The organism is Actinokineospora auranticolor, from assembly GCF_002934265.1.
Classification (GTDB): domain Bacteria; phylum Actinomycetota; class Actinomycetes; order Mycobacteriales; family Pseudonocardiaceae; genus Actinokineospora; species Actinokineospora auranticolor.
On sequence record NZ_PTIX01000035.1, the window covers coordinates 30,564 to 43,320 of the forward strand.

At 70.9% G+C, this 12,757-nt stretch carries 12 protein-coding genes; 8 read left to right on the plus strand and 4 right to left on the minus strand.

What is annotated here, in order from left to right:
* Positions 1–221 precede the first annotated feature (221 nt).
* On the plus strand, positions 222–509 hold the full coding sequence (locus CLV40_RS34445; protein ID WP_146108384.1) for a hypothetical protein: 288 nt from the start codon (positions 222–224) through the stop codon (positions 507–509).
* Between the two features lie 81 nt (positions 510–590).
* Here CLV40_RS34445 and CLV40_RS34450 read toward each other — a convergent pair whose 3' ends face one another.
* The 4 genes from CLV40_RS34450 to CLV40_RS34465 are packed head-to-tail and all read right to left on the minus strand — an operon-like array spanning position 591 to position 5,007.
* Positions 591–1,841 carry a glycosyltransferase family 4 protein gene (locus tag CLV40_RS34450; protein ID WP_104483219.1) on the minus strand — a complete coding sequence of 417 codons (1,251 nt, stop codon included), beginning with the start codon at positions 1,839–1,841 and terminating at the stop codon, positions 591–593.
* A 12-nt stretch (positions 1,842–1,853) separates the two neighbouring features.
* The gene (locus tag CLV40_RS34455) at positions 1,854–3,368 is read right to left on the minus strand and encodes a 1,4-alpha-glucan branching protein domain-containing protein (protein ID WP_104483220.1); all 1,515 of its coding nucleotides are present in this window, start codon (positions 3,366–3,368) and stop codon (positions 1,854–1,856) included.
* Positions 3,365–4,114 (minus strand): class I SAM-dependent methyltransferase, encoded by a 750-nt coding sequence (locus tag CLV40_RS34460; protein WP_181043925.1) that lies wholly within the window; start codon positions 4,112–4,114, stop codon positions 3,365–3,367. Before CLV40_RS34460 ends, CLV40_RS34455 begins: the two co-directional genes overlap by 4 nt.
* 53 nt (positions 4,115–4,167) lie before the next feature.
* Positions 4,168–5,007, minus strand: a complete 840-nt coding sequence (locus CLV40_RS34465; RefSeq protein WP_104483221.1) for an SAM-dependent methyltransferase — start codon at positions 5,005–5,007, stop codon at positions 4,168–4,170.
* A gap of 169 nt (positions 5,008–5,176) precedes the next feature.
* Here CLV40_RS34465 and CLV40_RS34470 point away from each other — a divergent pair, with 169 nt between their 5' ends.
* The 7 genes from CLV40_RS34470 (at position 5,177) to CLV40_RS34500 (ending at position 12,755) form a co-directional block, all read left to right on the plus strand.
* Positions 5,177–6,052, plus strand: a complete 876-nt coding sequence (locus CLV40_RS34470) for a helix-turn-helix domain-containing protein (protein WP_245931758.1) — start codon at positions 5,177–5,179, stop codon at positions 6,050–6,052.
* A 319-nt stretch (positions 6,053–6,371) separates the two neighbouring features.
* Entirely contained in the window at positions 6,372–6,965 is a 594-nt protein-coding gene (locus CLV40_RS34475; protein WP_104483223.1) for a DUF397 domain-containing protein, read from the plus strand.
* Between the two features lie 333 nt (positions 6,966–7,298).
* The gene (locus CLV40_RS34480) at positions 7,299–8,084 is read left to right on the plus strand and encodes an electron transfer flavoprotein subunit beta/FixA family protein (RefSeq protein ID WP_104483224.1); all 786 of its coding nucleotides are present in this window, start codon (positions 7,299–7,301) and stop codon (positions 8,082–8,084) included.
* 23 nt (positions 8,085–8,107) lie between these two features.
* The gene (locus tag CLV40_RS34485; RefSeq protein ID WP_104483225.1) at positions 8,108–9,076 is read left to right on the plus strand and encodes an electron transfer flavoprotein subunit alpha/FixB family protein; all 969 of its coding nucleotides are present in this window, start codon (positions 8,108–8,110) and stop codon (positions 9,074–9,076) included.
* 160 nt (positions 9,077–9,236) lie between these two features.
* Positions 9,237–10,001 (plus strand): GNAT family N-acetyltransferase, encoded by a 765-nt coding sequence (locus CLV40_RS34490; RefSeq protein ID WP_104483226.1) that lies wholly within the window; start codon positions 9,237–9,239, stop codon positions 9,999–10,001.
* 6 nt (positions 10,002–10,007) lie between these two features.
* Positions 10,008–10,895, plus strand: a complete 888-nt coding sequence (locus tag CLV40_RS34495) for a lysophospholipid acyltransferase family protein (protein WP_104483227.1) — start codon at positions 10,008–10,010, stop codon at positions 10,893–10,895.
* Positions 10,896–11,369: 474 nt separating this feature from the next.
* Positions 11,370–12,755, plus strand: a complete 1,386-nt coding sequence (locus tag CLV40_RS34500) for an MFS transporter (protein ID WP_104483228.1) — start codon at positions 11,370–11,372, stop codon at positions 12,753–12,755.
* Positions 12,756–12,757 lie beyond the last annotated feature (2 nt).

Here is a 12,757-nt window from a genome sequence, read left to right on the forward strand (position 1 = left end):
GTGTCAAGGAATTATGTGCCCTGATCGGTGAGGTGACCGAGGGGGTTGGAACGGTCGGGCCGGTTGCGGGATTACGTGGTGGCCGGGTTGAGCGAGCGGTGGTCTCCGCGGCAGATCGCGACCAGGATACGGGTGGAGTTCCCGGCCGAGCCGGAGATGCGCGTGTCCCACGAGACGGTCTACCAGACTCTGTGCGTCCAGGGGAAAGGCGATTGCGGGCCGTGATGTACAAGGCCCTGCGGTCGGGCCGGGCGAAATGGGTGTCACTGTCGGCGAAGCGGCCCAGGCATGACCTGATCGTAGGCGTGGTCAACATCGGCGAGCGCCCGAAAGGGGCCGAGGACCGTGCCGTGCCCGGCTTCTGGGAGGGCGATCTCATTCTTGGATCCGCGTGCGAATCGCAGATCCTGACCCTGGTGGAGCGGCTGACGCGGTCCCTGGATTGGTACAAACCCGTCGAGAAGCTGAACGAACTGCTGGTCGAACACGGTGGCGCGATGACCCCTTGAGGTCAAGCAGCCCTCAGAGGTGGGTGGGCCGTCCTTTGGGCCCGAGGGGCAACAGTTGGTGGTCCCCGCGGTGGGGACCGGTTAGGCGAAGGCGTTGCCGGTGGCGATTTTTGGGCGGCCCAGTGGTGGGTGAGGGGTGACGGTGGCCGCTTGGTAGACCTCGATTGTCTGTTCCGCGATTCGGGTCCAGTCGAAGTCCAGGGGGAGGCGGGTTTTGGCGGCTCGGGCTCGTTTGCGGGCCGCGACCGGGTCGTTCAGGACTCGGCGGATGGCGGTGGTCATGGCGTCTGTGTCGCCGGGGGTGAAGGAGAGGCCGGTTTCGTTTTCGATGACCACCTCGCCCAGGCCGCCTGCGGTTGAGGCGACCAGGGGGGCGCCTGCGGCGGCGGCTTCCAGGGCGACGATGCCGAACGGCTCGTACCTGCTGGGCAGCACCACCGCGTCGGCCGCTGACAGGGCCGCGATCAGGTCGCGGTCCGTCAGGTGGCCGACGAACTCGATCGCGCGGCGTACCCGGGACTTCCGGGCCAGTTCGACCAGCGCGGTCGTCTGCGAGCCCTTGCCCGCCACCACCAGGCGCGTGCCCGGGTGTGATCGGCGGACCTTCGCCAGGGCCGCGATCAGGTCGTGGACGCCCTTCTCCCACTCCAAGCGCCCGAAGAACAGCAGCAGGGGGGACCCGTCCGGGCTGTAGGACTCCCGTGCGGCGCGCACCGCTCTGGCGGTCACCCGCCAGTTGCGCGGTTCGATGCCGTTGTGGATGACGGTGATGCCCGCCGGGTCGACGTCGAACAGGTGGGCCGCTTCGGCGCGCATCGCCGACGAGCAGGTGATCAACGCGTCCGCCCGGTTGGCCAGCCACCACTCCGCCGAGTGCACCTGGTGGTTGAGCGGGTGCGACAGCCAGCCGCTGTGCCTGCCCGCCTCCGTCGCGTGCAGGGTGGCCACCAGGGGCACCTCGGCCTGCTCGGCGAGCGCGATGGCCGGGTGGGTGACGAGCCAGTCGTGCGCGTGCACGACGTCCGGGCGCCAGCCGCGCAGCAGGGCCAGGCCGGACCTGATCATCGCGTGGCCCATCGCCAGGGTCCAGGCGACCAGGTCCTCCTCGAAGACCAGGTGCGTCGGGTCCTCGGCGACCCGCACGACCCGCACGCCGTCGTGGACCGCGTCCTCGGTGGGGTGGGTCGCCGCGTCCGTGCCCGCCTCGTGGCGGCACAGCACCACCACGTCGTGGCCCAGGGCGGCCAGGTGCCGGGCGACGGCGTGCACGTGCCTGCCGAGGCCGCCGACGACCACCGGCGGGTACTCCCAGGACAACATCAGCACGCGCATGGTGCGGCAACCCTACTCGCTGGTACGCAGCGCCCGTGCGTCGAGGGCGCCGAACGGGCCGTCCACCCGGCGCAGGTCCGCGGCGCGGGCGGCGCGGTCCGCGCCGGTGCGCAGCCCCCAGGCCAGTTCGGCATAGCGCTCCCCGTGGGCTTTGGCGCGTCTACGGGCGTAGTCGGCGGCGGAATCCTTGGTGACCATGAAAGCCCAGTCGCTCGACAGCGCCAGCATCGCCTCGCGGACCGCCTGGTCCAACACCACGTCCCGGCCGACCCCGGCGGGTACGGAGTCCACCAGGTCGAGCAGGTCGCGCTGCAACTCCGCGCCCGCGTCGACCAGGTCCGCGACCTGCACCCCGTCCCACACGCGCCAATCCTTGCCGGAACCCCAAGACGACGCTGGTAGCTCCACCGGCCCACCCAGGTAACCCGCCTCCAACGCGCCCCGCAGCGTCGTCACCCGCACACCGGCCTCGGGAAGCGCGGTCAACACCTCGGATAGCCACGCAGGCCCCTCGTGCCACCAATGCCCGTACAACTCGGTGTCGTAAGCCGACACTACGAGGCCCGGACGACCATGTTGGGCTCTTAGGTCACCCAGTCTGCGGACGACCGTGTCCACAAAGTCCCGCGCGTGCCGTCTTACCGCGTCCGCCGCAAGAGCAGGTTCGTACGGCTTCTTGTCCTCCGGTGCTACACCGCGCCCGGTGACCCGGGACGGCTTGAGCCCCGAAGGGTGGTCGTAGGTGTGGAAGTCACGGTAGGCGCTATCCCCGGGATAACCGGCCTTCGGAGACCACACGCGATAGGTGACCTCAAGGTCTCGCCCGAAGCACACCACGTCGGAATCGCCCACGGGCCGCGCAAACGCCGTATCCCCGTGCAACGCCGGACCATCCACCAGGAATCTGCGCACCCCCGCCGCTGCGTACCCGTACTCCATCCCCGGCGCGTAACCGCACTCCGGCGCCCAAATCCCCTCAGGCGCGTGCCCCACGCGCAACGCCGTGTCCTCAAGACCCGTGCGCAAAGCGAAAGCACGCAATCGCGGGTGCAACAACGGTTGGAACGGATGGGTTGCCGGACCACCTAGCAGCTCCACCACGCCCGAGTCCACCAACGGCCGTAGTACCGGCGAGAACCCGTGACGCCACCGCGACTCGAACTCCGTCAACGCGGCGGCCGACGCGCGATACTCCGCCGCCGCGACCTCCCGCAGCCGGGAATCCCCGCCCTGCCAACGCACACCGGCGTACTGCGCCCGAAGGTTCCAGTTGCCCAGCCAGTCGTGCATACCCCGCAACGCGTACGGGTCGTCCAACTGCGCCGCGAGCACCGGTGTCACGCCGAGCGTAAGAACGTCCCGACGGCCCTCTTCGGCGAAACGACGCAAGAGGTCCACGAGCGGCAAATACGAGTGCGCCCAAGCCTGGTAGAGCCATTCCTCACCGACCGGCCACGTCCCGTGGTGCGGCAACCAGGGAAGGTGGCTGTGCAGGACGAGCGCGAACCCGCCGACCGGCTCGCTCATGCCCGCGCGACCACGACGAGGTCGAGGCTGGCGTCCACGTCGTCGGAGTGGATCTCGAAGTCCTCGACCCGCACTCCCGCCACGGCCGCCAGCAGGTCCTCGGGCCACCCGCCCCCGGACATCGCGACCGCCACCTGCGCGTCGACGACCGACCCGCCGAAGCGCCGATCCACCTCCCGCAGCGCGGGACCGTGGTGCACCCCGCCGAGGAACTCCACCGCGAACCCCGCGTCCCGCACCAACCCGTCGAGTTCGGACGCCGACAGCTCCCGCGTGTGGAACGGGTTGAGCGGGGTGTCGCGCCCGGGGGAGAAGGTGATCCGGTTCGGCGTGGTCACCAACAACAGGCCACCCGGCCGCAGCACCCGACGGCACTCCGCGAGAAAACCCTCCTGGTCCCACAGGTGCTCGATCACCTGAAGGTTCGCCACTACGTCGACAGATCCCGTGCGCAACGGCAGACCGGCAAGATTCCCCCGAACCACCCTCACATCCGGGTAGGCCTTACCGACGTGCGACGCCGTCAACGCGTCGTAGTCCAGCCCAACCACGAAAGACGCCCGCGCGGCCAAGAGGTCGGCGCCGTAGCCCTCGCCGCACCCCGCCTCCAACACGACCGCGTCCGCGCAGCGCTCCGCCAAGTGGACGTACGCGACCTCGTGCCTGCGGAACCAGTAGTTCTCTTCCGCGATCCCGGGCACGGTGCGCTCGCCGGTCAGCGGCAGGCCTGGCGTTTCGGTGGACACGCGGGCACGCTAGCCGATGCCCGCCGGTCACCTACCGGCCGGTACGCCGCGGGTCAGCGCTTGACGCCGACCCCGCCCGCGATGCAGTACTGGACCTCGTCGAGCGGCTTGATCCGCGGACCGTCCGGCCACCACTCCGCACATCGGACGACCCCCGGCTCGATCATCTCTAAACCGGGGAACATGCCCTCGATCTCCGCCATGGTGCGGAACACCCCCGTGCCCATCGGGCTGTGCAGGAAGACGTCCTCCATGCGCCGGGCCAGCGGGCTGTGGTCGGAGGTCTCCGGGTCGAAGAAGTGCGTGATGCCGACCATCGAGCCCGGGGGCAGCGCGTCGATGTACGTGGTCATGATGTCCCGCGGGCTGCGCGCGCCGTCGTAGTGGTGGATCGTGCCGAACTGGAACAGCGCGATGGGCTCGTCGAAGTCCAGGTTCTTGCGCACGATCATGTTGTCCAGCACGGCCTCCGGCTCGAAGATGTCCTCGGCGATGAAGTGCGTGCGGTCGTTCTCCTCCAGCAGCGCCCGCCCGTGCGCGAGCACCACGGGGTCGTTGTCGACGTAGATCACCGTCGAGTCGGGGCGGATGCGCTGGGCCACCTGGTGGGTGTTCTCGGCGGTCGGCAGGCCGGAGCCGCAGTCGAGGTACTGCCGGATACCGGTCTGCAGCGCGATGAACCGGGTGGCGCGGATGAGGAATTCCCGGTTGTCGAAGGCCAACTGGGCCGCCTCCGGTGCCACCCGCTGCACGCGGTGCAGCACCTCGCGGTCGATCTCGTAGTTGTCCTTGCCGTTGAGGAACGCGTCGTAGACCCGGGCGATGCTCGCCTTCGAGGTGTCGATGTAGGCGGGGACCTCGTGCTCGGAGGGGTATGGGGAGGAGGTCGCCATTGTTCCTCACAGAGCGTCGTGGATCATGGACGGTGCGCACCCAAGGAGTACGCTCACCCTAGGGGTTCGGGCAAGACCCGGGATACACCGGGTTCGCGGCCGTCCGCGGTGCGGATGGTCCCGGATCCCCGGCAGCGCTGGACGGTGCACAGTGGCGGGAGGACTGGACGTGGCCGAGGACCGAGGCGACGGCGCGCAAGGCGCCGGGCCCACCGCGCGGCGGATCGTGCTGGGGTCGCAGTTGCGCAGGCTGCGCGAGGCCCTGGACATCACCCGGGCGGACGCCGGGTACCACATCCGGGGTTCCGAGTCGAAGATCAGCCGGATGGAGCTGGGCCGGGTCGGGTTCAAGGAACGCGACGTCGCCGACCTGCTGACGCTCTACGGCGTGCACGACGAGACCGAGCGCACCCAGTTCCTGGCGATGGTCAAGCAGTCCAACGAGCCGGGCTGGTGGCACCGCTACAGCGACCTGATGCCGACGTGGTTCAACGACTTCGTCGGTCTGGAGGAGTCCGCCTCCCGCATCCAGACCTACGAACTGCAGTTCGTGCCCGGTCTGCTGCAGACCGAGGAGTACGCGCGGATGCTCGCCGGGCACGGCAGACCGGAGCTGAACGAGGACGAGGTGGACCGCCGCGTCTCGCTGCGCATGTCCCGCTCGAAGGTCCTGCACCGCACCGACGCCCCGAAGCTGTGGGCGGTGATCGACGAGTCCGTCCTGCACCGTCCTATCGGCGGTCCGCGGGTGCTGCGCGAGCAGATCGACCACCTGCTGGAGCTGACCCGGCTGCCGAACATCACCCTGCAGGTCGTGCCCTACCCGCTCAGCGGCTACGCGGCCGAGGGCTCGTTCACCGTGCTGCGGTTCAACGAGGCCGAGCTGCCCGACATCGTCTACATCGAGCACCTCGGCGGCGCGCTGTTCCTCGACCGCGTGGACGAGATCGAGCGCTACAGCCGGGTCGTGGACCGGCTCACCGTCGACGCCGAGACGCCCAGCCGCTCGCGCCAGCTGCTCAGCAAGCGCCGCGAGGAGATCTGACGACTCGCCCGGCGAGTTGTCCGACCTTCCAGGAATTTTCCCGCGCCCACCCCGGCACCGGGGCCTCCTTCGCGACCGGTCGGTCGCGCGGGTTTCCGCCACGCCCCGGGACTCCGAACTGGTGGGTGACGGTGGTTCGCCCGTCCAGTGGTTGCTTCCGTCACTATTGCACGGGCAATCGTCCGTGCGAATGGCCCGTTCGGATGCACGTGCATTTGCTGGGCCGCCGGATCGTGTTACGGTCGTCACTGCCAATGCACATGCATCTGCACTGAGTGACTGCCGAAGGCGAGGTCCAGTGTCTGAGTTTCGCAACGGAATGGCGGCTGACGCGGTGCCCGGAGCGCGCTGGCGCAAGGGGAGCCGGAGTGGCGCAGTGGGCAACTGCGTCGAGGTGTCGCCGGTGGACGCCACCCGTACCGCGATCCGCGACTCCAAGAACACCACGGGTCCCGCGCTCGTCTTCACCGGCGCGGTCATCGCGTCGTTCACCAACGCGGTGAAGAGCGGCGTCATCACCACCCCGGACGCCGCGCACGCGGCCGAGGCCTACCTGCGCAAGCTCGTGTCCCGGGGCTTCGAGTTCCTGCACCCGCGCGACCCCAGCGGCGAGATCGCCGCGGTCGTCGGCGTGCGGGCCCACCACAACGTCATCGATGTCGTCCGGCTGCACGCCGAGGACGAGGTCATCGCCACCCGGCTGCCCGCGGACGCGGACGACGTGCTCAACCCGAGTTCCTGGCTGTGGCGGCGCGAGGGCTGGGCGGCCGAGGTGCTGCGCCAGATGATCGACCTCCCGGACGACCGCACGCCGGGGTCGCTCGGTGGCCAGGACCGCGCCACGGGCGCGGTCGCGGGCTGCTGGGTGCCCACGTCCCCGGGCCGGGCCAAGTGGCTTCCGGCGTCGGCGTGAGCCGACCGCCCGCCACCTACCGGCTGTTGTGATCCGACCAGCGCGCCACTGGTCATCACCTCTCGAAGGCCATCCCCACTGCTGGGGGATGGCCTTCGGGCGTCTTCCGACCGCCCGCGCGCGAGCACGGTGAGCACGCTCACCCGCCCGCGTGCGGGGTCCCGATTGCCAACGCGCTACTGGCTAGTAACATAGCGGTGGCAAAGCCCACCGTGCCGGGTGGCCACGCGGCATGGCAAGGTCGGCGGAACCGCAGGAAAATCGCCGTCAAAGCCCGACGACACCCTCGTCGGCCGCCACGCGGTGCTCGTCCCAGGAGGTCGAAGAAGACCCATGCCAAACATCGTTGTCCTGGTCAAGCAGGTGCCAGACACCTACTCGGAGCGCAAGCTCTCCGACGCCGACCACACCCTGGACCGGGAGTCCGCCGACGCGGTGCTCGACGAGATCAACGAGCGCGCCGTCGAGGAGGCGCTGCTGCTCAAGGAGGCGCACGGCGGCGACGTCACCGTGCTCAGCGTCGGACCCGACCGGGCCACGGACGCGATCCGCAAGGCGCTGTCCATGGGCGCGGACAAGGCCGTGCACGTCAGCGACCCCGCGCTGCACGGCGCCTGCCTGCTGCAGACCACGCGGGTGCTGGCCGCCGCGATCGGCAAGGTCGACGGCGTCGACCTGGTGATCGCGGGCAACGAGGCCACCGACGGCCGCGGCGGCGCCGTGCCCGCGATGCTGGCCGAGGTGCTGGGCTACCCGCAGCTCACCCACGCGCGCAAGGTCACCGTCGACGGCTCCACGATCACCGTGGTCCGCGAGACCGACACCGGTCTCACCCACCTGCGGGCGAGCCTGCCCGCGGTGGTCAGCGTCGGCGAGAAGATCAACGAGCCGCGCTACCCGTCCTTCAAGGGCATCATGGCCGCCAAGAAGAAGCCGGTCGAGACCTACACGGTCGCCGACCTGGGCATCGACGCGGCCGAGGTCGGCCTGGCCGGTGCCAGCACCTCGGTGCTGGAGGCCACCCCGAAGCCCCCGCGCTCGGCGGGCACCAGGGTCGAGGACTCCGGGGACGGCGGCGCGAAGATCGCCGAGTTCCTGGTCGGCCAGAAGCTCATCTGAGAAGCGGCGAGGAGGAGAGAACGATGTCCGAGGTCCTGGTTCTCGTCGACGAGGTCGACGGCGAGGTCAAGAAGGTCACCTTCGAGCTGCTGACCGCGGCCCGCGAGCTGGGCGAGCCCGCCGCCGTCGTGGTCGCCGCCCCCGGCACCGCCGCGAAGGTCAAGGAGTCGCTGGCCGCCTACGGCGCCGCCAAGGTCTACGTCGCCGAGTCCGACGACGTGCCCGGCTACCTGGTCACCCCGAAGGTCGACGTGCTGGCCGTGCTGGTCGGCGCGGCGTCCCCGGCCGCGGTGCTGGTGCCCGCGACCGCGGAGGGCAAGGAGGTCGCCGGTCGGCTGGCCGTGCGCACCGGCTCCGGTCTGCTGATCGAGGCGGTCGGTGTGGAGTCCGCCGGTGGCGACGTGGTGGGCGTGCAGTCCATCTTCGGCGGCGCGTTCACCGTCAAGGCCAAGGTGAACCGCGGCACCCCGATCGTCACCGTCCGCCCCGGCGGCGTGGAGGCCGTGCAGGCGCCCGGTGCCGCGGTCGAGGAGTCGGTCAAGGTGCCCGAGGTGGACGCGGCCAAGGCCACGAAGATCACCGGCCAGGAGCCGGTGGTCGGTGGTGACCGGCCCGAGCTGACCGAGGCGTCCGTCGTGGTCTCCGGCGGCCGCGGTGTCGGGTCGGCGGAGAAGTTCGAGGTCGTGGAGAAGCTGGCCGACGCGCTCGGCGCGGCGGTCGGCGCGTCCCGCGCGGCCGTCGACTCCGGCTACTACCCGGCGCAGTTCCAGGTCGGCCAGACCGGCAAGACGGTGTCCCCGCAGCTGTACGTCGCGCTCGGCATCTCCGGCGCGATCCAGCACCGCGCGGGCATGCAGACCGCCAAGACGATCGTCGCGGTGAACAAGGACGCCGAGGCGCCGATCTTCGAGATCGCCGACTTCGGCGTCGTGGGCGACCTGTTCGCGGTCGCGCCCGTGCTGACCGACGAGGTCACCAAGCGCAAGGGCTGATCGCAGTAGGCGCACTGGGGCGGTTCCCGCACTGGGGACCGCCCCATTTGTCGTCTTCGGTCCACACACCGAACACACAAACCGGCAATTCACTCACTTGCCACCGATGCGTCACGACATGGGGCACGAACCGGATGCCAACGTGGTTTTAACCTGAGCTATGACGCAGGCCCAGGTGCTGCTCAGCACTGCGAAGCCCGGTATCGACGCACCCGCCTACTCCCTGCTCGTCGCGCACGACGGCGACGTGGTCGAGGCGGCGCAGAGACTGCGCTACCAGGTCTTCGCCGAGGAGATGGGGGCCAAGCTCAACACCCCCACCCCCGGTGTGGACGTCGACCGGTTCGACGAGTTCTGCGACCACCTCGTGGTGCGCGCGGACGCCACCGGCGAGATCGTCGGCACGTACCGGATGCTGCCGCCGGAACGCGCCGTCGAGGCCGGATCCCTCTACTCCGACACGGAGTTCGACCTCTCCGCGCTCGCCGACATCCGCGGCGCCCTGGTGGAGACCGGTCGCTCCTGCGTGCACCCCGACCACCGCTCGGGTTCCGTGGTCAGCCTGGTGTGGGCGGGTATCGCGCGCTACATGCTGCTGTCCGGCCACGGTTTCCTCGCGGGCTGCGCCTCGGTCCCGCTGGCCGACGGCGGCGCGCTGGCCGCGGGCGTCTGGCAGACCGTGCGCGCCAAGCACTACAGCGACGACTCCCGCCGCGTGCACCCGCGCACGCCGTGGGACCCGGAGTCGGTCGTTGCCCCCGCCCGCACGGCGATCCCGCCGCTGCTCAAGGGATACCTGCGGCTGGGCGCCAAGGTCTGCGGCCCGCCCGCGCTCGACGCCGACTTCGGCGTCGCCGACTTCCTCGTGCTGCTTGACCTCGCCAACGTCGACCAACGCTATCTGAAGTTCTTCCTGGGGGAGTAGAACACCATGGCGCACGCCTGGATGCCCACGTCACCCTGCGGCCCGTCCTGCCTCACCGGCGACGAGCCGACCGTCGGCCCACTGCACGCCGCCCTCCGTCTCTGCGGTGCCGTCGCCGTCCTGGTGGCCGCCGCCCTGTCCGCCCCGCTGCTGCCGCTGATCGGCCGCAGGGGCAGGGAGTTCGTCGCCAAGGCGATCTTCCGAACGCTGTTGCGGGCCGTCGGCGTCCGCCTCGTCGTCACCGGAGCCGACGAGCTGAGGGCGGGCCGCAGCCGCGGCGCGCTCGTGGTCGCCAACCACATCTCCTGGCTGGACATCGCCGCGGTCAACGCCGTCCGGCCGATGCGCGCGCTGGCCAAGCAGGACATCCGCGCCTGGCCCGTGCTCGGACCGGTGGTCGCCGCCGCCGGGACGCTGTTCGTGGACCGGGAACGGCTCCGGACCCTGCCGGACACGGTCGCCTCGGTGGCCACCGCCGTGCGCGGCGGATCCCTCGTCTACGTGTGTCCCGAGGGGACCACCTGGTGCGGCCAGGGCGGGATGGGCCGCTTCCGGCCCGCCCTGTTCCAGGCCGCGATCGACGGCGGCGTCCCGGTCCGCCCCATCGCGTTGCGGTACCGGGTGGCGAACGGTCCCGAGACGCCCGCCCCCGCCTTCATCGGCACCGAGACGATCATCGAATCGGTGCGCCGGACCGCGCGGCTCAAGGGCCTGGTCCTGGAGGTCCGGGTGCTCGACGAGCTGGCACCGGGCCGCGCGGACAACCGCGCGCAGTTGGCGGAGCTGGCCGAGGCGGCGGTGAACTCGGCGCTGGGCCGGGTCACCATCCCGACCCAGACCCGCCGGGTCTCCCCGTTGGTACCGCGCAGGAGGAAGCCCAAGACCGCCGCGTAGCGATGCTCGCCGGAGCGGGTGCGACCGAACCCGGTCGCGCCCGCTCCGCGCGTTTGCGCGGAACGGTATCGGCTTCGCTCGGGGCGCTGAGTGCGCCGACCGGATCGCGTCGTTCTCCGCTTCCCACTGGGGTACCTCCATTCAGCGCATTTCGCGGGGGCCATGGCAATGGGGAACGTGCCCACCGGATCGCATCACCTTGGTTCACCGGTCCGCACCGGTTATCCACAGGCATGATCAACTTTGACCGGGACTGTCGGTCCACGCCACTGGAATGGAAATCGGGGGCCGGAGGCGCGCACCCCCGGCCGCCTTCCAAGATCATTTCCAGGCTCGGACCCGCCGAATTCGCCCGGTGCTCACCCGGCCCCGCGAACGCCTCCCCGCCACCGGTCGCCGGAAACTCGAGTGCGAGGCGTCACAACGTCCGGTTTCCTGGTGGGGCTGGACCTCCACCGGACTCGAACTTGCAGGATGGCGGCTGTGACCACCACCGACACCCCCGACACCACCCGAGGGCAGCTGTGGAGCGGGCGGAACCGGGCCACCACCCTGGGCATCCTGCTGCTCATCACCATCGCCGCCTTCGAACAGCTCGGCGTGTCCACCGCCATGCCGAGCATGCTGGCCGACCTGCGCGGCGGCGCCCTCTACTCCTGGCCGTTCACCGCCGCCCTCTCCGCCAGCGTCGTGGCCACGGTGGTGGGCGGGTGGATCTGCGACCGCTGGGGCTACCGGGTCGTCCTGCTCGTCGCGCCGACCGTCTTCCTCCTCGGCCTGGTGCTCGCGGGCACGGCGACCGGGATGCCCGCGCTCCTGGTCGCGCGGGCCTGCCAGGGGCTCGGGCTCGGCGGCGAGGTCGTCGCCATCTACGTGCTGATCGCCGCCGTCTACCCGGAACGCCTGCGCCCGACGGTCTTCGGGCTCACGGCCTCGGCGTGGGTCGTCCCGTCGATCGTCGGGCCGACGGTCGCCGGTCTGGTCACCGAGCGGTTCGGCTGGCGGTGGGTGTTCCTCGGGCTCGTCCCGCTGGCGCTGCTGGGCGTCGTCCTGCTCCTGCCCGCGCTGCGCACCGTGCCCGCCGTGCCCGCACCCGATCCGGACACCGTGCGGCGCAAGGGGATCCCGCTCGCGGCCGTGGCGGCGGGCGTCGGCATCCCGGCGGTCAGCTGGGCCGCGCAGCACCCGTCGCCCGCCACGCTCTGGCTCGGCCTCGCCGGTCTCGCGCTGCTGGTTCCCGCGCTGGGGCGGTTGCTGCCCAAGGGAACCCTGCGCGGCGCGCCCGGGCTGCCGAGGGTCATCCTCGCCAGAGGACTCTTCGCCGGGGCCTTCTTCTCCGTCGAGGCGTTCGTGCCGCTGACGCTCACGTCCGTGCACGGCTTCTCGCCCGCGCTCGCCGGCCTCCCACTGACCGCCGGGGCACTCGGGTGGTCGGCGGCCTCGGCGTGGCAGGGGCGGCGCCCCGAGGTCCAGCGCACCGCGCTGATCCGGGTCGGGTTCGCGGTCCTGGCCGCCGGGCTGGCGTCGATGGTGGTCGTCGCGGCGCCGTGGGGGTGGCCGTGGGCGGCGGCGGCGCTGTGGGCCGTGGCGGGCGTGGGCATGGGGCTGGGCTTCCCGTCGATCAACGTGCTGGCCCTGGGCGCGGCGCCGGAGCACGAGCGCGGGTTCACCTCGGCGGCCCTGCAGGTCTCCGACATGGTCGCCTCCGCCACGCTGGTCGGGCTCGGCGGTCTCCTGCTGACCGCCCTGGCGTCCACGGCCGCGCCCACCGCCGCGGTCGTGCCGACCGACCTGCTGATGGCCGGGGTCGCGGTGCTCGGCCTGCTGCTGTTCCGGCGCTCCACCGATGACCGCGTCTGACC